The sequence below is a fragment of the Streptosporangium sp. NPDC000396 genome, from assembly GCF_042898655.1.
Classification (GTDB): Bacteria; Actinomycetota; Actinomycetes; order Streptosporangiales; family Streptosporangiaceae; genus Streptosporangium.
The window spans coordinates 90,520-113,712 of the sequence record NZ_JBIAZA010000034.1; the positions used below are offsets into that span (position 1 = coordinate 90,520).

16 protein-coding genes are annotated in these 23,193 nt (G+C 69.7%); 8 read left to right on the forward strand and 8 right to left on the reverse strand.

The genetic code is table 11. The annotated features are described in order from the left end of the window. Positions 1-8: 8 nt before the first annotated feature. From ACFY2X_RS38930 to ACFY2X_RS38940, 3 genes are read right to left on the reverse strand one after another with little or no spacing between them, the layout of a single operon-like run. Positions 9-1,637 (reverse strand): FAD-dependent monooxygenase, encoded by a 1,629-nt coding sequence (locus ACFY2X_RS38930; protein WP_389948100.1) that lies wholly within the window; start codon positions 1,635-1,637, stop codon positions 9-11. A 42-nt stretch (positions 1,638-1,679) separates the two neighbouring features. Then, positions 1,680-2,696 carry a methyltransferase gene (locus ACFY2X_RS38935; RefSeq protein ID WP_389948101.1) on the reverse strand — a complete coding sequence of 339 codons (1,017 nt, stop codon included), beginning with the start codon at positions 2,694-2,696 and terminating at the stop codon, positions 1,680-1,682. 11 nt (positions 2,697-2,707) lie between these two features. Then, on the reverse strand, positions 2,708-4,216 hold the full coding sequence (locus ACFY2X_RS38940; protein ID WP_389948102.1) for a peptide MFS transporter: 1,509 nt from the start codon (positions 4,214-4,216) through the stop codon (positions 2,708-2,710). A 367-nt stretch (positions 4,217-4,583) separates the two neighbouring features. Here ACFY2X_RS38940 and ACFY2X_RS38945 point away from each other — a divergent pair, with 367 nt between their 5' ends. Further along, complete coding sequence (locus tag ACFY2X_RS38945; protein ID WP_389948103.1) at positions 4,584-5,792, forward strand: cytochrome P450; 1,209 nt, start codon at positions 4,584-4,586, stop codon at positions 5,790-5,792. A gap of 140 nt (positions 5,793-5,932) precedes the next feature. On the opposite strand, the gene ACFY2X_RS38950 is transcribed toward ACFY2X_RS38945, so the two are convergent. Both ACFY2X_RS38950 and ACFY2X_RS38955 read right to left on the reverse strand, forming a co-directional pair. Continuing rightward, complete coding sequence (locus ACFY2X_RS38950; RefSeq protein WP_389948104.1) at positions 5,933-6,598, reverse strand: response regulator; 666 nt, start codon at positions 6,596-6,598, stop codon at positions 5,933-5,935. Beyond that, positions 6,595-7,776 (reverse strand): sensor histidine kinase, encoded by a 1,182-nt coding sequence (locus tag ACFY2X_RS38955; protein WP_389948105.1) that lies wholly within the window; start codon positions 7,774-7,776, stop codon positions 6,595-6,597. Before ACFY2X_RS38955 ends, ACFY2X_RS38950 begins: the two co-directional genes overlap by 4 nt. A 182-nt stretch (positions 7,777-7,958) precedes the next feature. Here ACFY2X_RS38955 and ACFY2X_RS38960 point away from each other — a divergent pair, with 182 nt between their 5' ends. The 4 genes from ACFY2X_RS38960 (at position 7,959) to ACFY2X_RS38975 (ending at position 12,134) form a co-directional block, all read left to right on the forward strand. Continuing rightward, the gene (locus tag ACFY2X_RS38960; RefSeq protein ID WP_389948106.1) at positions 7,959-8,396 is read left to right on the forward strand and encodes a cupin domain-containing protein; all 438 of its coding nucleotides are present in this window, start codon (positions 7,959-7,961) and stop codon (positions 8,394-8,396) included. Next, positions 8,393-9,661, forward strand: a complete 1,269-nt coding sequence (locus ACFY2X_RS38965; RefSeq protein WP_389948107.1) for a beta-ketoacyl-[acyl-carrier-protein] synthase family protein — start codon at positions 8,393-8,395, stop codon at positions 9,659-9,661. Before ACFY2X_RS38960 ends, ACFY2X_RS38965 begins: the two co-directional genes overlap by 4 nt. Next, positions 9,658-10,881 (forward strand): ketosynthase chain-length factor, encoded by a 1,224-nt coding sequence (locus tag ACFY2X_RS38970; protein ID WP_389948108.1) that lies wholly within the window; start codon positions 9,658-9,660, stop codon positions 10,879-10,881. Before ACFY2X_RS38965 ends, ACFY2X_RS38970 begins: the two co-directional genes overlap by 4 nt. 485 nt (positions 10,882-11,366) lie before the next feature. Further along, positions 11,367-12,134 (forward strand): BTAD domain-containing putative transcriptional regulator, encoded by a 768-nt coding sequence (locus tag ACFY2X_RS38975; protein WP_389948109.1) that lies wholly within the window; start codon positions 11,367-11,369, stop codon positions 12,132-12,134. Here the strand turns inward: ACFY2X_RS38975 and ACFY2X_RS38980 are convergent. Genes ACFY2X_RS38980 through ACFY2X_RS38990 form a run of 3 tightly spaced genes read right to left on the reverse strand, consistent with a single transcriptional unit; the run spans position 12,106 to position 18,302 of the window. Next, on the reverse strand, positions 12,106-13,812 hold the full coding sequence (locus ACFY2X_RS38980) for a DUF885 domain-containing protein (protein ID WP_389948110.1): 1,707 nt from the start codon (positions 13,810-13,812) through the stop codon (positions 12,106-12,108). The two genes, ACFY2X_RS38975 and ACFY2X_RS38980, sit on opposite strands and share 29 nt — an antisense overlap. Then, a complete protein-coding gene (locus ACFY2X_RS38985) occupies positions 13,812-15,194 on the reverse strand; it encodes a cation:proton antiporter (protein ID WP_389948111.1) in 1,383 nt (460 codons plus the stop codon). The genes ACFY2X_RS38980 and ACFY2X_RS38985 overlap by 1 nt, the downstream gene beginning before the upstream one ends. After that, complete coding sequence (locus ACFY2X_RS38990) at positions 15,195-18,302, reverse strand: helix-turn-helix transcriptional regulator (RefSeq protein ID WP_389948112.1); 3,108 nt, start codon at positions 18,300-18,302, stop codon at positions 15,195-15,197. Between the two features lie 635 nt (positions 18,303-18,937). Here ACFY2X_RS38990 and ACFY2X_RS38995 point away from each other — a divergent pair. The 3 genes from ACFY2X_RS38995 to ACFY2X_RS39005 form a co-directional block, all read left to right on the forward strand. Then, positions 18,938-20,158: a phytanoyl-CoA dioxygenase family protein gene (locus ACFY2X_RS38995; protein ID WP_389948113.1), complete on the forward strand. Its 1,221-nt coding sequence runs from the start codon at positions 18,938-18,940 to the stop codon at positions 20,156-20,158. A gap of 14 nt (positions 20,159-20,172) precedes the next feature. Next, positions 20,173-21,882, forward strand: coding sequence for a fatty acyl-AMP ligase (locus ACFY2X_RS39000; protein WP_389948114.1), 1,710 nt, complete (start codon positions 20,173-20,175; stop codon positions 21,880-21,882). Beyond that, a partial coding sequence (locus ACFY2X_RS39005; RefSeq protein WP_389948115.1) for a condensation domain-containing protein occupies positions 21,882-23,193 on the forward strand: 1,312 nt, incomplete at its 3' end. The genes ACFY2X_RS39000 and ACFY2X_RS39005, both read left to right, overlap by 1 nt.

Sequence of the window (23,193 nt, forward strand, 5' to 3'; positions counted from 1 at the left end):
GGGTCCGGTCACCGCTCTCTCCGCGGCGCTTCGGCGGCGGGTGACCGCAGGTCCAGCAGATGGCGCAGCGCCGAGCGGAGCTCGTCGGCCGCGCGGTCCGCGGCGGACGCCCGGCGCCAGGCGACGATTCCGTCGGGACGGACCAGGACGACGCCGTCGGTTCCGACACCGTGACGGCGGCACCAGGCGGCTCCTCCGTGAAGGAGCATCTCGTCGGTCATGCGGTGAGCTTCCAGGTCGACGCCCAGCTCCGCGGCCACGCCCCTGGCGGCGTCGATCCAGTGCTCGCCGTCCTGCCCGGCCAGTACGGTGAACAAGCGGCCGAACAGGTCCAGCGTGGACGATCCGCGTTCCCGCAAGGGCACGTGGGGGGCCCGGGTGCCGGGATCCCCGCGAAGTTCCCGGGGATCGACCACGATGGTGTCCGCCACCTCGGGGTCGATGACGGCTCCCGCGGCGTAGCGGTAGCCGAGCGTGAGCGTCAGGTCGTCGACCAGACCGGCGCCGGCGGCCGGGCGCCCGAACCCGGTGCGGGTGGTCACCCGCCGCAGGCACTGGTCCACGGTGTAGTCGGCCACCGGTGCGCGCTCGGCCTCGTAGGTGTCGAGCAGCGCGGGCCCGGCCTGTCCGCGCAGGGTGTGGGCGAGTTTCCACGCCAGGTTGTGCGCGTCCTGAATTCCGGTGCTGGCACCGAAGCCGCCCACCGGAGGCATCACGTGCACCGCGTCCCCGGCGAGAAAGACCCGTCCTTCGCCGTAGCGCGCGGCCGAGAGCGCCGACAGCTCCCAGGACTGGATGTCGAGGACGCGGACCGGCAGGTCCGGCACGCCGACGGCCGCGCGCACCAGCTCGACGCACCGCTGCAGGGGGAAGTCGTCCGCGTGCTGGCCCTTGGCGGGATCGTACTGAATGTAGAGAGTGCCCTGCCGGAGGGTGTCGTCGTGGACGAGCAGTCCTTCCACGGTCTCGTTCTGGATCTGACAGATCGCGAATCGGCGTTCGCCCAGCGGGCCGCGCAGGTCGGCCTCGAACACGATGCTGAGCTGGCGCAGCAGAGCGGGTGTTCCCTTGAGCTCGATGCCGAGCTGCTGCCGTACGCGGCTGCGGACGCCGTCGGCCCCGACGAGGTAACGCGCCCGGACGCGACTCCTGGTTCCGTCCTTCCGATTCTGCAGAGTGACCGTCACGCCGTCGGCGTCCTGCGCGAAGGAGCGCATCTCGTGGCCGAACCGGATGTCCGCGCCGAGGTCTTCGGCATGCCGTCTCAGCAGGGGTTCCAGCCGGTCCTGGCTGCACAGCGCCCACGGTGAGGGGCTGACCTCGTCGAGGTCGGTCGCCGTGGGCAGGTCGGCGCGGAACAGCTCGCGCCCGGTGAGGCTCTCCACGCGGGCCCGGATCGTGTGGTCGGCGAAGCCGTTGCTGACCTCCCGGACGGCGGGCTCCAGGCCGATCTGCCTCAGCAGCTCCACCGCGCGCGGGTTGAATCCCCGCGCGCGAGGATGAATCGACAGGTCGGTGCGGCGCTCCACCGCCTGGCACGGCACGCCGTGCCAGGCGAGGAACGCGGCCGCCGACAACCCCACGACACCGCCCCCCACGATCAGGACGTCGGTCGATTCGACTTCGGCTTCGGGCACTGCGACTCCTTCGGCGTTCGGTGGCTGGCGGTCGTCGGGTCGTCAAGGCCGGCGTGCGACGACCAGGGTGTTGTGCGCGCCGAGCGAGGACGCGGAGATGTCCACGAACCCGGCCTCGGTAAGCCACGACCGGCACTCCCCGGGCGTGTACTCCGAGCCGTGCGGCGTCACCATGAGCATGTTGAGGCTGGTCAGCAGGGCACCGGCCGGCCCCTTGCGGTCATCGTCGATCATCGGGTCGCAGATGAGCAGCACACCGCCCGGCGGCAACGCCTGGAACGCGCCGGCGACGAGCTTCCTGCGCTCGGCCACACCCCAGTCGTGCAGGACGTGGCTCATGACAAGAGCCTGCGCGCTGGGCATGGGGTCCTCGAAGAAGTCGCCCGGGTAGAAAGTGATCTTTCCGGTGAGCTGGAGCTGGGCCATGTGCTCGTGGAACACCGGCTCGACACCCGGAAGGTCCTGCACGCCGACCGTCAGGTGCGGGTTGCGGCTCAGGATCGCGGCGGCCAGGTTGCCCCGGGCGCCGCCGACGTCCACGACGGAGTCGACCGACGACCAGTCGAACGCCTCGGCGAGCACCGGGCCGATCATGCCGTTGAGGTAGTCCATGCCCGCGGTGAAGTTCCGCCAGGCCGCCGTGGTGCGGTACTGCTCGGTGAACATCGCCGGGCCCGAACCCCAGCGGTTCTGGGGATCCCCCGTGCGCAACGCCTCCACCAGGAGATTCCAGCGCGCGTCGGCGCTGGTCAGGAACGCACCCACGTAGGAAGCGCGGTCGGCGTTGAGATAGTGCTCGGCGAGAGGGGTGTTCTGGTAGAGGCCGTCCTCGCGGGTGAGCGTCCCCAGGGCCACCAGGGCGTCGAGGAAGTCGCGGGCCCCCCTGGGGTGCAGTTCCAGACGCTTGGCCAGGTCGTCGGCGGTGGCGGGGTTTCCGGACAACGTGGTGAACACGCCGAGCTCGGCCGCGGTCAGGATCGTCTTGCGGCTGAAGTAGGCGGTGCCCAGCCGCCACAGCGGCTCGGCGCTGACGACTTCCGCGGGCAGTTGCGTGGTCATGTGGACCTCCGTCAATGGGAGAACTGGTGGGAAGGGCTCAGAGAGCCGCCCGGCGCGAGCCGGGCGGTGATCCGGTCGCGGCGGACCGCCAGGGCGATCGCCACGGCGGCGGGCAGGAGTGTCAGGGCGAGGAAGTAGGCGGGGCTGGAACCGGAGCCCGCGGACATGGCCAGGCGGGCGAGCTGGCCGCCGACCACCGCGCCGACCGCTCCGGCCAGCCACCACAGGCCCATCAACCGGCTGGTCGCACCGGCGGGGGCGATCTGGGCCGTGACCCCCAGACCCACCGTGCCGATGATCAGCTCGGCGAGCGATTGGATCAGGTAGACCAGGATCAGCCACAGTGGTGAGACCGGGCCGGAGAAGGCGGCCTGGCCAGCGAAGATCATCGGAACGAAACTCGCGGCGGCCAGGGAAAGCCCGGCGGCCAGCTTCACCGGCACGCTCAGCCGCCCGCCCGGTCCGGCCCAGATCCGGGCTATCACCGGTGCGGCCAGGAGGATGAACAGGGGGTGCAGCGCCTGGAACCAGCTGGCGGGCACGGTGAAGCCGGCCATCACACGGTCGGTCGACTCGGCGGCGAAGCGATTGAGCACCGAATTGCCCTGGCTGACCAGCAGGAACAAGACCGCCGTCGACAGGAAGACCCAGGCGTAGGCCCGTAGCCGTACCCGGTCGGCCTCGGTGACCTCCGGGCCGCGCAGGATCGTGCGAATGTACGGCACCGGCGAGAGCAGGACGAGCGCCCCGACGACGGCCACGAAATACTCCACCCGCAGTGCCCCCGCCAGCGCACCAGCCGTGACCGGAACACACGCGAGACCGAGCCCGAGCGCGGTGCGCAGGCCGACCCGTCGCAGGATCGCCGGATCGGCGCGATGGCGGGGTTCCCGGCCGACGTCACCGAGATGCCGGAGTCCCCGCAGGTAGACCAGGATGCCGACGCCCATGCCCACCGCGGCGGCGCCGAAGCCCAGGTGCCAGTCGACCTTCTCGCCGAGGAACCCGGTGACGAGAGGGGCGAGCAGCGCGCCGATCTGGATGCTGATGAAGAACACCGAGAAGCCCGCTTCGCGCTGCGCGGAGGACTTCGACGGGTAGAAGGCCCCCAGCAGCGCCGAGAGGTTGGGCTTGAACAGGCCGGTCCCCGCCGCGATCAGGGTGATCCCGAGGTAGAAGGTGCCTTCGGCGGGGATCACCAGGCACAGGTGCCCCGAGGCGATGAGCGCGGCGCCGTACAGGACGGCACGCTGGGCGCCGAAGAGGCGGTCGCCGAGCCAGCCGCCGGGCACGGAGGCCACGAACGTGGCCGAGATGTAGAGCCCGACGAGTGCGCCCGCGCTGCCCGGGAGCATGCCGAGACCACCCTCGGCCGCCGGCGTGCTGGCGTAGAGGAAGAGGATCGCCATCATCCCGAAGAAGCTGAACCGCTCCCACAGGTCGGTCAGGAACAACGTGCTGAACCAACGCGGCTGGCGCCACGGCGAGAGTGCCCGCACAGGGGGGTCGGGTGAGGACATCTGCTCCACTCCTGGGTTCCGAAAGGAGCCTGACGGCTGCCTGGAGCGATGCTGGCATCCGGGTCTCGCGCCGGCTTCGTGTCACACCAGGTGCCGGCTTCGTGTTCCGCTGGTGGGCCTGGCACGCGGTGGGCACGGCACGCGGTGGGCACGGCACGCGGTGGGCACGGCACGCGGTGGGCACGGCACGCGGTGGGCACGGCACGCGGTGGGCCCGGTACGCGAACCGCCGCCGGACCCGATGCGCGGACCGGCCGCCTTCCACCGGCACACGAGCGCGCGGGCCGGTCGGCTCCACCGCTCCTTGAAGCCCCCACGACCTCCCACGGACAGGCTGGAGGCTCCGCCTACTTTCAGGAGCGCCGACATGACTTTTGAGGCCCGGGAGACCGAAGGGCTCCGGTTCCCGTTCACCCCCCGACGCCCGGGAGAACTGGCCCCGGAGTTCGGCCGTCTCAGGAAGGAGGAGCCGGTGGCCAGGGTGACGTTCCCCACCGGCGACTCGGCGTGGCTGGTCACCGGCTACGAGGACAACCGGATCGTGCTGAGCGACCCCCGCTTCAGCCGGGCGGCCACCACCCTGCCGGGAGCGCCGAGGCTGCAGCCGATTCCGCCCGACCCCGCTTCGATGTTCAGCATGGACCCGCCCGAGCACACGCGGCTGCGCCGGCTGGTCGCGCCGGCGTTCAACAACCGCAGGATGGCGGCGCTGCGACCGGTGATCAGGCATGAGGTGGATCTGCTCGTCGCCGGCCTGGCCGTGGCCGGCCCGCCGGCCGACCTGGTCTCCCAGTTCGCCCGGCGGCTGCCGATCACGGTGATCTGCGAGCTGCTCGGCGCCCCGGCCGGCGACCGCGACCGGATCGCGGGCTGGGTGGACATCCTGCTCAGCCTGACCCAGTTCAAGCCCCCGCAGGTGGCGCAGGCTCGCCAGGAGCTGAAGCGGTACCTGGCCGAGCTGGTCGCCGCCAAGCGGGAAAATCCCGCCGACGACCTGTACAGCGAGCTGATCGCGGTGCGGGACTCCGGTGACCTGCTCAGCGAGGAGGAGCTGATCGTGCTGGGCGCGACGGTCCTCACCGGCGGATTTCTCAGTACGGCCAGCGAGATCGCCCTGTCGTTCCTGTGCCTGTTCCGCCATCCCGACCAGTTGGAGCGGCTGCGGCAGCAGCCCGAGCTGCTGCCGTCGGCCGTGGACGAGCTGCTCCGGTACAACGCCCTGACCGCCGGGGGCGGTCTGATCCGTGTCGCGACCGAGGACGTGAAGCTGGGCGGGGTGACGATAGCCGCCGGTGAGGCCGTACTGCCCGCGATCTCCTCGGCCAATCGCGACCCGGGGGTGTTCTCCGACCCCGACCGGTTCGACCTGACCCGTGAGGACAACCCGCACCTCACCTTCGGCCAGGGCATCCACTACTGCCTGGGAGCACGGCTGGCCAGGATCGAGCTGGAGCTCGCCCTTGAGGGTGTGCTACGTGGCCTGCCCGGCCTGCGACCCGCGGTGCCGCTGGACGAGTTGCGCGCGCAGGGCGGTCACCTTGTCCGCGGCCTTCCGGAGCTGCCGGTCACCTGGTGAGGGAACCCGGACCGCCGCGGCGGGTTCACCACGGCCGCCGCCGACTGACCGGGCCCGTCCGCCATCGCCGTCAACGGCCGTCGCCGAGGCGGACGGGCCGGTTCGCCGCGAACACCGGCGGGAGCGGACGGGCCGGTTCGTCACGGACGCCGGCGGGGGCGGACCAGACCTGACTCGAAGGCGAACACCACCAGCTGCGCCCGGTCCCGCGCCGCCAGTTTGATCATGGCTCTGCTCACGTGGGTCTTGGCCGTCGCCGGGCTGACGACCATGCGCTCGGCGATCTCCTGGTTGGACAGCCCGGCGGCGACCAGGGCCACGACCTCCCGCTCGCGCTCGGTGAGCACGTCCAGCTCGGGCATCGGCGCCTCCTCGACGCTCCGGGCGGCGTACTCGGTGATCAGCCGACGGGTCACGCTGGGGGTGAGCAGCGCCTCCCCCTTGGCCACGACCCTGACGGCCTGCAGGAGCACGGCCGGTTCGGTGTCCTTGACCAGGAATCCGCTGGCACCGGCGCGCAACCCCCTGAAGACGTATTCGTCGAGCTCGAACATGGTCAGGATGATCACCCGCGTGCCCGCGAGCCGCGCGTCACCCGCGATGCGGCGGGTGGCCTCGATGCCGTCCAGCACGGGCATCCGCACATCCATCAGCACGATGTCCGGTAGCAGGGCGGCGGCCCGCTCCAGCGCCTGCTGCCCGTCCCCGGCCTCGCCGACCACGTCGATGTCCGGCTCGGAGTTCAGCAGGGCGCGCAGCCCCGCCCGGATCAGCGACTGGTCGTCGGCCAGCAGCACCCTGATCACGCGGCCACGCTCCGCGACGGAAGGCGCGCGTGGACGAGGAACCCGCCCTTGGCCTGCGGCCCGGCCTGGAACGTCCCGCCGACGGCCATCACCCGCTCCCGCATCCCCACCAGCCCGTTGCCCTCGTCGAGCCGCGCGCCGTACGGCACGCCGGTCCCGTCGTCCCGCACCTCGATGAGGACGTCGCCCTCGGCGAAGCCGACGTCCACGCGGGCGTGACCGGCGCGGGCGTGGCGGATGACGTTGGTGAGGGACTCCTGGACGATCCGGTAGACCGCCAGGTCCACACCGCGCGGCAGGTCCGGCAGGTCGGCGGGCAGGGTGAGCGCCACGTCCAGACCGCTGTCCCTGGCGCGCTCGACCAGGTCCTGCAGGCGGTCCGTGCCGGGCACCGGCGCGAAGGCATGCTCGTCGTCGTCCACGCTCCGGAGCATGCCGAGTGTGCTGCGCAGCTCGACCAGCACCTCCTTGCTCGCCTGCTTGATGATCCCGATGGCGACGCGGGCCTGTTCGGGATCGCGGTCCATCAGGTGCTCGGAGACCCCGGCCTGGAGGTTGATGACCGAGATGCTGTGGGCGAGCACGTCGTGCAGCTCCCTGGCGATGCGCAGTCTCTCCTCGCTGACGCGGCGCCTGGACTCCTCCTCGTGGGCGCGCTCGGCCTGTGCCACGCGTTCGCGCTCGGCCCTGAGCTGCTCGCGCCGGTTGCGGGAGATCTCGCCGACGACGAGGACGACCGCCAGCCATGTCACGAACCACACCGTTCCCTGCAGGTCAGGAGCACGTCCCTGGAGTTGGCCGACGGCGAAGGTCCCCGCGGACCACACCGCCGTGCCGACGACGGCGGCGATGCGGTGTCCGGCGCTGACCGTGCTGAACAGGGCGATGGCCGGGGGGATGGTGAAGGCCCCGCCGGGGAGGTCGAGAGCCTGGTAGGACAGTGAGCCGGCGAGCACCGCGACCATCATGACCAGCGGCGCCGTGCGCCGGAGCACCAGCAGGGCCGAAGTCGCCGACAACAGGAGGTAGCCCACCCAGCCGGGCAGACGGCCTGGCGGCGAGTGCCCGGCGATGACGGCCGTCCCGACAACGGTGACGGCCGTGACCGCGACCACGAGCAGGAGATCCGTCAGCAGATCCTTGGGGAGGGGGATTCGGCGGGACACGGTCCACGGCATAGGAACACTGTACGAATGATCGGCCGTCCCCGCGCTTCAGTGCCTCTCGATGTGAAGACCATGAGGCGTGGACATGCGCTGGAGCACCCCACGAAAGGGCGGTGGGATCGTTCGGGCATGCCGATTGCTCCGGAAGGTGCGAACCAGCACCGGGGGCCGGCCATGCCAACGAGGAGAGTCCGATGACCGTGCGTCAGACCCGCACCGTGAAGATCTCAGCTGCCGACGCCATCTCGAACCGACGCAGGGGTGGGGACATCCGGGTCCTGCTCAGCCCCAAGACCGTGGGAAGCACCTCGGGTTTCATGGGCGTGCTGACCCTCGCCCCCGGCGAGTACGTCTCCGAGCACTATCACCCCTACTCGGAGGAGTTCGTCTACGTTGTCCGAGGCCGTCTGGTCATGCGCGTCGAGGACGAGCTCGTCGAGCTGAACCCCGGCGAGGCCATGGTGGTCCCGATCGGGGTCAGGCATCGGCTGCGCAACGTCGGCGACGAGGAGGCCCAGGCGGTGTTCCATCTCAGCCCGCTGGCCCCCCGCCCCGAGCTGGGGCACGTCGACACCGAAGAGCCGCCCCATCGTGGCGAGTCCTCCCCCGAGGTCGGTGGAGACAGCCGGTGAACAGGCGCGTTGTCATCACCGGGATCGGTACGGTCACGCCCGGCGGGGTGGGGACCAAGGCCTTCTGGGAGTTGCTCACGGCCGGGCGGTCGGCCACCCGCATCATCCGGGCGTTCGACGCCACTGCCTTCCGGTCGCCTCTCGCCGCCGAGGTGGACTTCGATCCCGCGCTCGCGGGTCTCACCGCCCAGCAGGTGCGGCGGATGGACCGCGCGGCCCAGTTCGCCGTGGTCTCCGCCCGCGAGGCTCTGGCCGACAGCGGGCTGGAGCTGGGCGGCCTGGACCCGGGCCGGATCGGGGTGAGCCTGGGCAGCGCCGTGGGCTGCACCGTCAGCTTGGAGGAGGAGTATGTGGTGCTCAGCGACAGCGGCCGGCGCTGGCTGCTGGACCATGAGTACGGCGTCCCCCACCTCTATGGGCACATGGTGCCCAGCACCCTGGCCGTCGAGGTCGCGTGGGAGAGCGGCTCGGAGGGCCCCGTCCAGCTGGTGTCCAACGGATGCACCTCCGGTCTGGACGCGGTGGGGTATGGCGCGCAGCTTGTCGCCGAGGGCACGGTCGACGTCGCCGTGGCGGGCGCGACCGACGCGCCCGTCTCACCGATAACCGTGGCCTGCTTCGACGCGATCAAGGCGACGACCCCCGACATCAGCGACCCCGAGCACGCCTCGAGGCCGTTCGACCTCGCCCGCAGCGGGTTCGTCCTGGGCGAAGGCGCGGCCGTACTGATCCTGGAGGAACTGGGCGCCGCCCGGGCCCGTGGCGCGCACATCTACGCTGAGCTCGTGGGCTACGCGGCACGGAGCAATGCCTACCACATGACGGGCCTCAAACCGGATGGGAGGGAGATGGCCGAGGCCATCAGGGTCGCCCTGGACCAGGCGCGGCTCAATCCCGAGGACGTCGACTACATCAACGCGCACGGCTCGGGGACCAAGCAGAACGACCGTCACGAGACGGCGGCCTTCAAGCGCAGCCTCGGCGCCCGCGCGTACGAGGTGCCGGTCAGCTCCATCAAGTCGATGGTCGGCCACTCCCTGGGAGCGATCGGCGCGATCGAGGTCGCCGCCTCCGCTCTCGCTCTGGAGCACCAGATCGTGCCGCCCACGGCGAACCTGCACACCCCCGACCCCGAGTGCGACCTGGACTATGTGCCGCTGACCGCCCGGGACCACAGGACCGACGTGGTGCTGAGCGTCGGCAGCGGGTTCGGCGGATTCCAGACCGCCATGGTGCTGGCCCGGCCTGAGGAGATGGACGCGTGAGGGACGGTCTGGTGGTCACCGGTCTCGGCGTGGTCGCGCCGAACGGGACGACCACTGAGGAATACTGGTCGGCCACGCTCGCCGGGCGCAGCGGCATCGGCCCGATCACGAGGTTCGACGCGACGCCGTACCCGGTACGGCTCGCCGGGGAGGTCCGCGGCTTCGTCGCCACCGATCACATTCCGGGCCGGCTCACCGCCCAGACCGACCACTGGACTCATATGGGACTGGTCGCCGCGGACAGGGCCCTGGCGGATGCCGAGGTCAGTACGGCCGAGCTGCCCGAGTACGAGATGACGGTCGTGACGGCCAGCTCGTCCGGGGGAACGGAGTTCGGCCAGCGCGAGATGACCGGCCTGTGGGGCAAGGGGCCGGACCACGTCGGCGCCTACCAGTCGATCGCGTGGTTCTACGCGGCCTCCACCGGACAGATCTCCATCCGCAACGGCATGCGCGGGCCGTGTGCCGCGCTGGCCACCGAGCAGGCCGGTGGCCTGGACGCGGTGGGCCAGGCGCGGCGGATGCTCGCGTCCGGGGCACGGCTGGCTCTCGTGGGCGGCACGGACGCGTCTCTGTGTCCCTACGGGCTGGTGGCGCAGATCTCGAACCGCGGGCTCAGCTCCCGGCCGGATCCCGCCCGCGCCTATGTGCCGTTCGACGTCTCCGCCTGTGGCTATGTGCCGGGAGAAGGCGGGGCGATGTTCGTCGTCGAGCGCCTGGGCGCGGAGGGACGGGGCCCGTCCGCGGAGCCGTACGGGCGGATCGCCGGGTATGCCGCGACCTTCGACCCGCCGCCGAGCCGGGGACGACCCCCGACGCTGATGCGGGCGATGGAGCTCGCGCTGGCCGACGCGGGACTCCGCCCGCGGGATGTCGACGTCGTCTTCGCCGACGCGATGGGCACCCCGCAGGCGGATCGGGCCGAGGCCGAAGCCCTGGCCCGGTTGTTCGGTCCCCGCGGGGTGCCCGTGACCGCGCCCAAGACGATGACGGGCCGCCTGTACGCCGGCGGCGGGGCGCTGGACGTCGCCACGGCGCTGTTGAGCCTGCGGGACGGCGTCATACCGCCGACGGTGGGAGTGACCGATCTCGACGAGGCGCACCGCCTCGACCTGGTCCGCGACCGGCCGAGGGAGACCGCCCCGCGCACCGCGCTGGTGGTGGCCAGGGGGTTCGGGGGATTCAACGCCGCGCTCGTGCTCACGAGGGAACGGGGTTGAGGTCGTCTGCTTCCCACCTCTGAGGCCGAAGCGGGCGAGCCCCGGGTAATTCAAGCACTCCGACCGGCACTTCGCCGGGCCGGCTTCCCCGCCCGACATCGTGCATCAGGTCCGATTAGCATATTTATGCGCCACCTGAGGCTCAAAGGAGGACTAAACTGCACGTATTGGCGCTTTGTAAGAATTCATGGCTTTCCTTCGCCATGCGGCCATCCCGTGGAAGATACCGGGCAGATCTGGCCCACACCATCGGATCCCGCCGGCCGAACCATCAGTTCGACCTGGCCAGCCGCTCGGGCCCGCGCCCGCCAGAGATCCCGACCCGGGACCCTCATATCATAAATCATAATCGAAATAAATAGGATAAATTATTGCTTTTTAGTTATTATCCTGTTTATACTTGAATCAACTCCTGTGACGTCGAAAGACATGCGAGGCATGCTTACGCTCACGCCACACACACATTTTCTACGGGGTGGTAAGAAATGTTGGAGTTCAAAGTTCTGGGGGCGCTTGAGGTCCTTAATAAGGGCCGCCACTGCACGCCCACGCCTCCGAAAGTGTTACGCGTCCTGGCCGTCCTCCTCCTCCGGGCGAACCGAGTCGTCCCCATCGAGACCCTGATCGAAGAGCTCTGGGGAGACGCACCGGCGAGAACCGCGGTCACAACCACACAAACCTACATCTACCAACTCCGCAAACTCATCGACAGGCAGTGCGCCGACGCCGCCGACGAACTACTGGTCACCAAATGGCCCGGATACCTGCTCCGGGTGCCCGAGGGCTGCCTCGACTCCGACCTCTTCGATCGGCTCGTCGCGCAAGGCCGCAGGCACCTGGACGAGGGGCGCCCCGAGGAGGCCTCGGAAACCCTGCGCGAGGCCCTCGGACTCTGGACGGACGCACCCCTCGCGAACGTCCCGCAGGGCCGCATCCTCGCCGCGCACACCCAGGCCCTCCAGGAGCAGCGGCTACGCGCCACCGAACTACGCATCCAGGCCGACAGGCAGTTGGGGCGTCACCTCGAACTCATCGGGGAGCTCCGCGAGCTGGTGACCGAGTATCCGTTCAACGAATGGTTCCACGGCCAGCTCATCACCGCGCTCAATCACGCGGGAAGACGCAGTGACGCGCTGCGCGCCTATCAGAGCATTCGCTCGACACTCCACAACGAACTCGGGCTGGAACCGTCCAAACAGCTGCAGCGCCTGCAACACGAAGTGCTCACCGACGGGCACCGGGAGGCAAGCTAGGCCTGACGGAATCAACGGCCGAAGCCGCCGCCGCGTCCGTCACCGCCGACAGACCGCAGGGGCCCAGCCCGAGCATCCGGGCATGGAACCGCCGTGGGTCGAAGCCGGATCCGAGGCGGCGGCGCGCGGTCTCGCCGGCGTCATGCCATATCTTGGCGCCGTACGCATAGGTCAGCGCCTGACCAGGCCATGCGCTTCCTCTCAACGTCGTGAAGGCGAGCATCGGCTCGGGGATCGTGGAGTTCTCGCGGAGAAAGGCCGTGGCCCGCTCCCGTGTCCAGCGTTCCCCGGCCTCCGCTCCCGCCGTCGCGACCATGGGCAGCCGGGCGTGCGTGCCGATGTCGGCGAGAGCGACCGCGAGGTTCGCGCGCAGGCCCATGAGATAGCCCAGACCCGGTGGCCCGTCGAGCACGCCGAGCTGGAACATGAGCCCCTCCGCGTAGACGGCCCAGCCCTCCGCGTGACCCGGCACGTTCAGGTGGCGTTGCCAGGAGGACAGGCCGGAGTCCAGAACCGCCGCGCCCATCTGAAGGTGGTGGCCGGGCACACCCTCGTGGTGGATCGTCGTCACCTGGCTCCAGACGGGCGTGATCGGCCCACCCTGCGACGGCCAGATCACCCGGCCCGGCCGGGAGAGGTCGGCGGCGGGAGGCAGGTAGCGGATCGGGCCCGCCTCCCCGGGCTCCGGCACGACCGCCTCGATGGTCCGCAGCTCCTCCGGCGCGTCGAACACGTGCCCGCGGACGATGTCGAACGCCAGGTCCAGCCGTTCCCGGAGCCAACCCTCCAGTTCGACGGTGCCGACGCACCAGGCCGGATCGGCGTCCAGGTGATCGCAGACTTCGCGCAGGTCCGCACCGGGTTTGATGTCGCGCGCCAGCGCCCGTGCCTCCTCCTCCACCGAGCGGAGACGGTCGGCGAGCCACTCGTACGTCGCCTCCATGTCGAGGTCGACCCCGAGGAAGTAGCGAGCCGCGGCGCCGTACGCCTCTGGTCCGGCCGCGTCGTCGGCGATCGCCCGCGGGAGCACCTCGCGTTCCAGCCCGTCGGCGAAGTCCGCGTAGGCGGCCGCCGCGGCGGTGGCGGCGGCGGTGAGGTCGCGCTGGAGCGCGGGAGAACCTGCGGCGCCCCCGGCCGCCGCGGTCTCGGCGAGCCCGGTGAACATCGCGTCGCCCGACCAGGCCCGCGCCACCATGGCCACGACCTCCGCCTGCTCTCGCACCGCCGGTCGCCCATTCGCGGCCTCGTGCGTGAGGGTGCGCAGGTAGCCGAAAAGCGCGTCGGGTACGGCGCGCAGCCTGGCCTCCAGCGCTCGCGCACCGGCTTCGCTCGCGGTGTCGGCCTGACCCGCGCACTCCCGGATCAGCATGGGCGGGCTGACGACGACGTTGACGGATGAGGCGATGCCGCAATCGAGGTAGGCGGCTTCCGCCTCAAGCCGTTCCCTCAGGATCGAGGCGGTCACGGCGTCGCGCTCGGTGGTGACAGGCAGGGAGGCGAGCCGTAGCAGCGTGGCTCGCCGCAGGGCCAGCCGTTCCGCCCAGCCGTCGGGCGAGTAGTCCGGCAGCCTGTCGTCGAACCCCACCGCGCCCGACAGGGTCGCGTGCACGGGATCCAGGCGGCACTGCGCGTCGTGGTACGTGTCAGCCAGACGGTCGAGTGGTGATCGTTGATCCATCACTGGCCTTTCAGACAGCAGTCGATCGAATGTGCCTCCGCCCCGCACACGATCCCGGGGCGGACCGATTCCTTCACCGGACCGGTGAAACCGTGGCGCTCTTCCCGCACGACCCGGTCCTCCCCGCCGTCCTCCTCGCCCGGCCGGGCGAGGATCGCGCACAGCGGCCCCGTCATCGCCGTGGTCACCAGGGTCATCACCCCCAGGGCGAGGAACGACGGAGCCGTCAGTATCCCGGCGGCGTATCCGGCCTGCAGGACGACGATCTCGGTAAGCCCGCGGGTGTTCATCATCACCCCGAACTGCAGCCCCGCCCGATGGGAAAGCCCGCCCAGCCTCGCCCCGAGGTAGCCGCCGCCCACCTTGGCGAGGATGCCCGCCCCCGTGACCACGCAGATCGCCGCCCAGGGAACGACCGCCGAGGGCGCGGTGAAGACGGTGACGCCCACCACGACGAAGAAGACCGGCACCAGCCGCCGACCGGCCTGGGCGACCCGGTGCACGGCGCGGCTCCACGCGGAACCCTCCCCGCCCGGTATCGCGAGCCCGACCAGCAGTGCCCCGAAGATCTCCGTCAGTCCCCGCTGCCGCATGACCTCAGAGGCTCCCAGCGCGCAGGCGGCGATGACCACCATGGTCAGCCGGGGGAAGCGGCTGCAGAACCGGCCCGCCGTTTCGGTGATCAGCAGCCTGTGTGCCAGGACGGCGACCGCTCCGCCGCCGATGACGAGTACGGTGAGACCGGGCATCCTGCCGGCTCCCTCACCGGCGGCGAGACCGATCGCCAGCGCCAGCAGGACCCAGGCGATGACATCGATGACCATCGCGGCGGCCATGGCCAGGCGGGCGACGGCCGTACGCATGAGTTTCTGGTCCGCCAGGATCCGCGACAGGACGGGTACCGCGGTCACCGAGAGCGCGATCGCCGCCAGCAGGACGAAGGAGGGCGTCGGCGCCGGTCCTCGCAACCCGGCGTCCCCGATCCAGACGACCCAACCGGCGAGGAGACCCCCCACCGCCAGAGGTATCCCGAGCGAGCCCGCCACCGCCCACCACAGGGAGCGCCCGCGCGGGACGACGGACCCCGCCCGCAACTCGTGCGCGACTCCGACCAGGAAGAGCACCAGCCCCACGTGGCCGACCGTCCGCGCCGCGTCCAGCTGGGCGGGCGGCAGCAGGGCGGTCACGAGGTCCGGGCCGCCGGCCGCGAGGAGGGCGGGCCCGGCGAGCAGGCCCACTCCCACCTCCCCGATCACGACCGGCTGGCCCAGGGCGCGGGCGAGCCGTCCACCCGCGTAGGCGGCCAGCAGTACGCCGCACAGGATGGCCGTGATGTGCCCGAACCACGTGAGGGCGGCACCGACGCTCATCGCCGAGGCCATCTACACCACCTCGGCCGGCAGACCGCCCGGCTTGGCGGATTGGGCGACCAGGACGGCCACCGAGGCTCGCGAGTCGACGCCGAGCTTGCCGAAGACACGCGCCAGGTGAGCCTCCACCGTCTTGTCGGTCACGCCGAGCCTTTGCGCGATCTGGCGGTTGGTGTGGCCCTTGCTCACCAGCGCGGCGACCTGCATCTCCCTCCTGGTCAGCAAGGTGAGCCTGCCCTCCTTGGAAGGCGGCTGCGCCGCACGCTCGACCAGCCGCCGCTGCTCCTGGCGGGCCCGCTCCAGGAGGAGCCGGGCTCCCGACTCCTCGAACAGGGCCTCCGCCCGCCCGATCTCGGCACGGGCCCGCGTCTGCTGGCCCGCGACGATGTGCGCGAGACCCGCCACGAGGCGTACGCGCCCGACCTCCATGCGCCGCCCCAGCCGTGTGAAGGTCGCCGCGGCGGCCATGGCGTGCTCGACCGCCGCCGCCGGAGCGAGCGCGGTCAGTGTCTGAGAGCGAGCCAGCGAGGCGAACGCCCTCGCGCTCGCCGTTCCCCGTTCGGCGGCCGCCTCCGCGTGCTCCGCCCACACTTCCGCCCTGCCGGGCCGGCCGGCCGCCAGTTCGGCCCGGGTGAGCAGCTCGAACACCTCCGGCCGCGTGGCCGCGAACACGGCCGGCAGGCCGGGACCGCCCCCGACGACCTCGACCGCCTCGATGCAGCCCTGAGCGTCACCCGCCAGGAGTCGCGCTTCGGCGAGTGCCACCCAGGCGAACTCCCACCACCGGCCCTTGACCCAGTTGGCCATCTCCGTGGCGTGGGTGCCGGCTCGCAGCGCCGTCTCAAGGTCACCCCTCGCGACGGCGAACTGGCACTGCACGGTCAGCGCCATCGTCCGCAGGTCGTCGCTGCCGGACAGCCACGCCGCCTCCAGGGCCTCGTCGACGAAGTCAGCCGCTTCCGGCAGGCGTCCCATCATCGTGTGCAGCCTGGCCATGGCGACCAGGAGCCGCGGCAGGCTGGAGCCGGAGCCGGACGAGCGGGCCAGGTGGAGCCCACGGCTGAGGTGGCGCAACGCTCGCGTGTAGCGATCGCCGTAGATCTCGCCCCAGCCCACCCAGACGACGGCGTCGATCCGGCGGGCCAGCTGCTCGTCGGAGAGCTTGTCCATCAGCCTTGCGGCCTGTGACAGCACCGCGTCGGTCTCGTCGGCCGGGCCGGTGGCGTAGTCGGCCAGGGTGGCCAGGGCCAGAGCCGCGGCCCTCAGCACCGGGTCCGGATGGCTGTCCACCGCGGTCACCAGCTCCTTGAGCTGCGCCTTGTCGCTGAAGCCCGCGTCGCCGAGCAGGGAGGCCGCGATGAGCTCGAGTTTGAGGGCGGCCGTCTCGGGAGCGTCACCGGAGGAGGAGAGGGTCTCAAGCTCCCTGCGCACGAACGCGCGCACTTTGGTGTGCCGCCCGAGAAGCCGCTCCATCATCGCCCACAGGGCCACCACGTGGGCACGGCGTCCCTTCTGCTCGCGCGGCAGGCGCCGTACGACCTCCCGGAGCGCGTCTCCGCTCTCATCCAGCCTGCCACTCGCGGCGAGGGCCTTCGCGAACGCGATCATCAGGTCCACTCGACGGGAGGAGATCTCCGCCGAGTCGGGAAGAAGCCGGAGCGCGCTCCGCAGCCAGTGCGCCGCCTCGACCGGCGCTCGCGAGACCGTCCTGCTCGCGGCCTCGACGAGCGTCGCGGCAGCCCGCTCGTCGCCCGCGCGGGCGACGAGTTCCAGGTGCCGCGCGCAGCTCACCACCGAGGCGCCCCGATCCACCAGCGCGGCGGCCGCCCTGGCATGCGCGGCCAGCCGCCACTCCGGGTCCGTGGTCTCGTAGACCATCTGGCGGACCGTGGGATGCCGGTAGAAGAACTCCGCGGAGGATCCTGCCCGGCGGATCAGATCACGTCCGGCCAGGTCGTCGACGGCCGCCCGCACCTGGTCCGGCGGGAGTTCCGCGAGCTCGGCCACCAGCTCGGGATGGAAAGGGTCCCCCGCCACCGCCGCGGCCCGAGCCACGAGCAGCCGGCCCGGGGACAGCCCGGCGAGCTCCGCGCGCAGGGCGGCGGTCGCCCATGGCGACAGCTCGCCGAAGCCTTCCCGGAAGGCACCGGGCGAGGGAGGGCGATTGACCTCTCCGCGCCCGGCGGCCAGCCCTTCCAGGTAGAAGGGGATGCCCCCGCTGGCCTGATACAACATCCGGCGGTGGGTACGGCTCCACCCCGGGCCGAGCAGCTCTCCGGCCTCCTCCTCACTCAGCGGACCGAGCTCCAGAGAGGTGATGCGCCGCGCGCCGGCCGCGGCCGCCAGCGCCGAACGCAGCCGGGCGGAGACCTGGCGCGGCCGGTAGGCCAGGGCGAGAAGGACGGGCCCGCGCGGTGGGTCACGCAGCAGGTGGGCGAAAAGCTGGGCGGAGACCGCGTCCGCCCAGTGCACATCGTCGAAGATCAGGACCAGCCCGTCGGGTTCCGCCAGCTCGTCGAGGAAAGCGCGCACCGCCCGGAACAACCTGAGGCGCCCGGCCTCCGTCAGCGGAGGGAATCCCGATCTGACCAGCTGAGGGGAGAACTTCGCCAGAAGATCCGCGAAGGCGGATCCGATCCACCGATGCGGGCTGGTTCCCAGCCGGCCCAGGTGATCGTCGACGGCTCCGAGCACCATGCCGAGGGGGGTCGCGCGCTCCTGCTCGGACGCACAGCCGGAGAGCACGACCTGACCGCGGATCCCGGCCCCTCTGCGGAGCTCAGCCAGCAGCAGGGTCTTACCGACTCCCGGATCGCCGACGATTTCGACGATCTTCGACTCGCCTTCGCGTAACCCGTTGAGCGCCCGTGTGAGAATCCCCACTTCTTTCTTTCGGCCGACCAAAGGCCTGTCGATCTGAGGAAACCGGCTCGGCCCGACCCCGCCACGGACCGTCGCCCTCTCTTCCCTCCGCGCTTCTCCTCGCGCTTCTCCTCGCGCGCCCGCACCTCGCGCCGACCACGTCACAGAGCTGGGTCTTTCCCCTCTCGGGTTGCGCCAGAATTCATGCCTCTGCCGTATGACCAAGTCAGCCTCACCACAACGATCGTTGGCACGCATTCCCACCCCAAGTGAACACTGACGGCGATAAATCAAGAGCCGACGAAAAGCAAGCGAAAAGGCGACCTCGACGACGATGTCATGCCGCTGCCGACCTGGGCTGCCACCACGGAATCGCGCACCGGCGACTGTGACAAGACAGCTCAGAATCACTCCCCACCTGTCATAACAGCCCCGCCGGCACAGCTCGAATTTAATCAGCTTCGCCCGGGTCCGACTCTGGGATCATGCATGAAGACATCTCGGCTGTCAATGACGATTAGGCGAGACCTCCGAGCGACGACAATGCACATATGAGTCATCACTGGGAGTCATTAGCCAAGTCTTCAACGACCAAGATACAAGTGGTTCTAGCTGGGAAAACGCTAGATTTAGGCCCCCACTCTTTGGGCCGCTCCACGGCAACCCCGACCTCGCGTCCCGCCTTCAACCTAAGGGATTTCCCTAACTTCTCGCCCTAATAGGCCCGGGTTACGATGGCCGCGGCCCAGCTGCATATCAGAAAGGAGATGTATGCGCTCGTCCGTCTTCTGTTTTCCTGGTTCACGAATTATCGGGCCGCCATCACCGCAAATTTACACGCAACAATCAGAACGGCTCACCGATCCAAGCTGAATAGCGAAAGGGTGAATCCGATGCGCGAACTGAGAGAATCATCCGCCATCATCCACGACCCCCAGGAGATGAGGCGGCGGATCGCGGAGGACGGTTATATTTTCTTTCGCGGCCTGCTCGATTCCACACCGATCCGGCAGCTCGCACTGGACATACTTTCCGCGCTTCAGGAGGAAGGGTGGCTGAAGGACGGCTACCCGCCTGACGAGGCTCCACTCGAACCGCCGGCAAGGGATTTCAAGAACAGCAATTTCTTCGGCGGATACATCGCCCTGCAGCGGCTGGAGTACTTTCACGCCCTGGTTCATCAGGCCGCGCTGACGACGGTGATGCGGAACCTCATCGGAGCCGATGTCTTCTCGCACCCGCGCAAGGTCGGCAGGATCGTGTGGCCGACACGCCTCGGCACGACACCGGGCATCTACGCCCACCAGGATTTCGTGGTCGAAGGCGTCCCCGACATGTTCACCTCCTGGATCCCCTTCGTCGACTGTCCCCGGCAGCTCGGGGGACTCGCGATCCTCACCGGCTCCCAGAACGAGGGCGTCGTGGCACGCCTCCACCGGGTGGACCCCGAGAACGACGCGTGGGTGACCACGGACTACCAGGTCGGAGACGTCCTGATCTTCCACTGCCTCACGGCGCACGCGGCGCTGCCGAACAGGACCGAGAGGCTGCGTTTGTCGGGGGACTACCGCTGGCAGTCGGTGGCGCAGCCGCTCCCGGCCGACGCGCTGCTCCCTCACCTCCACGGGCCGGTTCCGGGATGGAGCGAGCTCTCCCGCGACTGGTCGTCCACGGCCTGGATCGACGTCCCCGACGGCGTTCAGGCGATCGACCGCGCCGGAGGCGAGATTCCCGAGTTCTCGGCCTCCCCGTTCGTACGGGTTCCCCCGCAGACCTCACGTGACAGAGAGCACGCGGTGCTGGCAGGCATCTTCAACAACATGCAGGACTCCTTCCGGCCGGAGAAGGCGGTCGGCGAGCACGCGGTGATCGAATACCGCATCGTCTCGGAGTCCGGGAACCACCACTGGCAGATACAGGTGTCGGGCAGCCGCTGCCTGGCCGCGCCCAACGGTGATGAGCCTGCCGACGTCACGATCACGTCCGCCTTCCGTGACTACCTGATGATCACTGGCGGCAAAGCCGACCCGGTCGACGCATTCGGCAGGGGGGCTCTCTCCATTGACGGCGATCTCTCGATTGCGCTGGAGCAGATGGAATGGTTCCGAGACTAGGTGTTGATGACAAGATGAACAGCAACAAGCCGGGCACCTTGGTCGATATCATTCGCCTCCGGGCGCACAAAGACAGCAGCCGGAAAGCATACATATTTCCCGTTGATTCCCATGTGGCGGAACTGACTTATTCGGAACTCGAACGCCGAGCCCGCGCCATGGCAATCGGATTACGGCAAGTGACGAATCCCGGCGACCGCGTCCTCATCATGAGTTCTCCCGGGGCTCACTACATCACGGCATTTGCCGCCTCGCTGTATGCCGGGACCATCGCGGTTCCCGTGTATCCGCCCACCAACAGCCGCAGCCTGTCCCGCCTGCTGGGAATCATCGATGACGCGCTGCCGAGCGCACTGCTGGCCGACGCCCCCGTGCTCGCCCTGATCGCGGCGCAAGCCGGAGACAGCCCGCTGAGCCGGATACGGCGGCTGGCCGTCGAGGACTTCGCCCTCGTCGACGACGACCTCCCCGGCCCGCTTCCCACCCCGGAGGACGTGGCGCTCCTGCAGTACACGTCCGGATCGACCGGCGACCCGAAGGGCGTCGTCGTCACGCACGGCAACCTGATGCACAACTCCTCCCTCATCGCGTCGAGGATGGGCGTGACCGAGGAGTCGGTATGCGTGAGCTGGCTACCGCCGTACCACGACATGGGGCTGGTGGGAGGAATCCTGCAACCCCTGTACCGGGGTTTCCCGGCCGTGCTGATGACACCGCTGGACTTCCTCCAACGGCCGCTGCGCTGGCTTGAGGCGATCTCCCAGTTCGGCGGCACCGTGAGCGGCGGGCCGGACTTCGCCTTCGAGCTGTGCGTGAGGCGCTACCAGGAGGGAGCGACCGTTCCCCTGGACCTGAGCACCTGGTCGGTCGCGTTCTCCGGCTCCGAACCGATCAAGAAGCGGACACTGGACCGGTTCGCCGAGTGCTTCGCGGCATCGGGGTTCCGCCGGGAGGCCTGGTATCCGTGTTACGGGCTGGCCGAAGCGACATTGTTCGTATCCGGAGGCCCGGCCGAAGCCCCGCCCGTCGAGGTGAGGACTTCGGCCCAGTCGCTTGAGAAGCACACCTTCGAGCAGAGCGACACGGGCGACACGTGGCTTGTCGGGTGCGGTGAAACACCTCCGGACCTGGACGTACGGATCATCGACCCCGCGACCTTCGAACCGGTGCACGACGGGCGGATCGGCGAGGTCGTCGTCGCCGGCGAGAGCGTGACCAGGGGTTACTGGAACGGCAAGGGCCAGGAGTCGTTCAAGACCCGGCTTCCCGGGATCGAGGGCGACTTCCTCCGGACCGGAGACCTCGGTTTCCTCTGGAAGGGACAGCTCTTCGTCACCGGCAGGTCGAAGGACGTCCTGATCATCAGAGGACGCAACCACTATCCGCAGGACATCGAGGACTGCGTCGAACGCTCCCACCCGCTGGTGCGTCCTCGCGGCATCGCGGCATTCACCGTCGAGGCGGACGGCCAGGAACAACTGGTAGTCGTCGCCGAGCTCTCTCCGCGCCACGACGCCGGACAGATCGAGGACGTGCGCTCGGCCATTCGGCAGGCCGTGGCGGAAGAGCACGGTCTGCATCTTCACGCGGTGGCGCTGGTCCGTAGCAGGTCCGTGCCGAAAACCTCCAACGGGAAACTGCAGCGCGGTTTATGCCGCCGATTGTTCCTTGACGGGAAATTGCCCATATTGCCGACGGCAGAAGCCGGAGAGGACGTGGCCTGATGACCGACATCGTGTCCTCCCAGCCCCGGGGAACCGATTCACCACTCGACGCGGCCACCATCGAAACGCACATCCGGACGGCGGTCGGGGAATCACTCGGCATTCCCGCGCACAAAATCGATACCGATCGCTCATTGATCAGCCTGGGCTTCGACTCCCTGATGGCGATCAACCTTCAGCATCGCATCGAATCGTCCCTGGGCCTGTCGCTCTCAATCATGGACCTCCTCGCCGGCGCCACGATCGCGGAGATGGCGGAGGCGCTGGCTGAGGCCATGGGCGATTCGGACGTGGCCGGGCAGGGGGGCAAGGCTCTTGAGCCGTTGGGGGACGAGCAGGGAGGCAAGACCCTCAATCCGCTGCGGAACGGCCAGGAAGACGAGACGTCTGAGCCGTTGCGGAATGGCCAGGAGAGCAGCAAGACATCCGAGCCCACACGGAACGGACAGAAGGGCAGCAAGGCATCCGGGCCGATACGGAGCGGACAGAGGGGCAAGGTTCTTGAGCCGTTGTGGAGCGGGCCGCGTCCCGAGCGGCTGCCGTTGTCCTTCGCCCAGCAGCGCCTGTGGTTCCTCGACCAGCTCACCCCGAACAGCACCGTCTACACCGTGGCCGGCACCATCACCCTGACCGGCCCCCTCAACACCGACGCCCTCACCCACGCCCTGACCGCCATCACCACCCGCCACGAAACCCTGCGCACCACCTTCCCCACCGACGACACGGGCCCCTACCAGCACATCCACCCACCCCACCCCCACCCCCTCCCCTACACCGACCTCACCCACCCGGCCCACCCGGCCAACCCGGCGGACCCGGCGGACCCGGCGGACCCAACCGATCAGACCACCCTCGCCGACCGGATCGACCGAGCCACCGACCACGCGAGCCTCGCCAACGGGGCCAATCCGGCCACCGACCAAACAGACCTCGCCGACCGAACCCACTGGGCCACCGGTCAAACAGACCTCGCCGACCGAACCCACTGGGCCACCGGTCAAACAGACCTCGCCGACCGAACCCACTGGGCCAGTCAAACCGCCGACTCCACCAACCGGATCACTCAGAACGGTCACGCCAGCCAGGCCAACCAGACCGATCTCGCTAACCACACCGATCTCGCCAGCCAGGCCGACCAGATCAACCCCGCCGACCAGAGCGGCGATCCCATCGGGGATGATCCCGCCCGCGACCGCCTCGCCCGACTGATCGCCGAGGAAACCGCCCGCCCGTTCGACCTGGCCACCGGCCCGCTGCTCCGCACCCACCTGGCCAAGACCGGCCCCACCACCCACCACCTGATCATCACCG

Coding starts and splice junctions, on each gene's coding strand:
- ACFY2X_RS38935 (WP_389948101.1), bottom strand. CDS start 2,696: ATGACCACGCAACTGCCCGCGGAAGTCGTCAGCGCCGAGCCGCTGTGG.
- ACFY2X_RS38940 (WP_389948102.1), bottom strand. CDS start 4,216: ATGTCCTCACCCGACCCCCCTGTGCGGGCACTCTCGCCGTGGCGCCAG.
- ACFY2X_RS38945 (WP_389948103.1), top strand. CDS start 4,584: ATGACTTTTGAGGCCCGGGAGACCGAAGGGCTCCGGTTCCCGTTCACC.
- ACFY2X_RS38955 (WP_389948105.1), bottom strand. CDS start 7,776: ATGCCGTGGACCGTGTCCCGCCGAATCCCCCTCCCCAAGGATCTGCTG.
- ACFY2X_RS38960 (WP_389948106.1), top strand. CDS start 7,959: ATGACCGTGCGTCAGACCCGCACCGTGAAGATCTCAGCTGCCGACGCC.
- ACFY2X_RS38975 (WP_389948109.1), top strand. CDS start 11,367: ATGTTGGAGTTCAAAGTTCTGGGGGCGCTTGAGGTCCTTAATAAGGGC.
- ACFY2X_RS38980 (WP_389948110.1), bottom strand. CDS start 13,812: ATGGATCAACGATCACCACTCGACCGTCTGGCTGACACGTACCACGAC.
- ACFY2X_RS38985 (WP_389948111.1), bottom strand. CDS start 15,194: ATGGCCTCGGCGATGAGCGTCGGTGCCGCCCTCACGTGGTTCGGGCAC.
- ACFY2X_RS38990 (WP_389948112.1), bottom strand. CDS start 18,302: ATGCGTGCCAACGATCGTTGTGGTGAGGCTGACTTGGTCATACGGCAG.
- ACFY2X_RS38995 (WP_389948113.1), top strand. CDS start 18,938: ATGCGCGAACTGAGAGAATCATCCGCCATCATCCACGACCCCCAGGAG.
- ACFY2X_RS39000 (WP_389948114.1), top strand. CDS start 20,173: ATGAACAGCAACAAGCCGGGCACCTTGGTCGATATCATTCGCCTCCGG.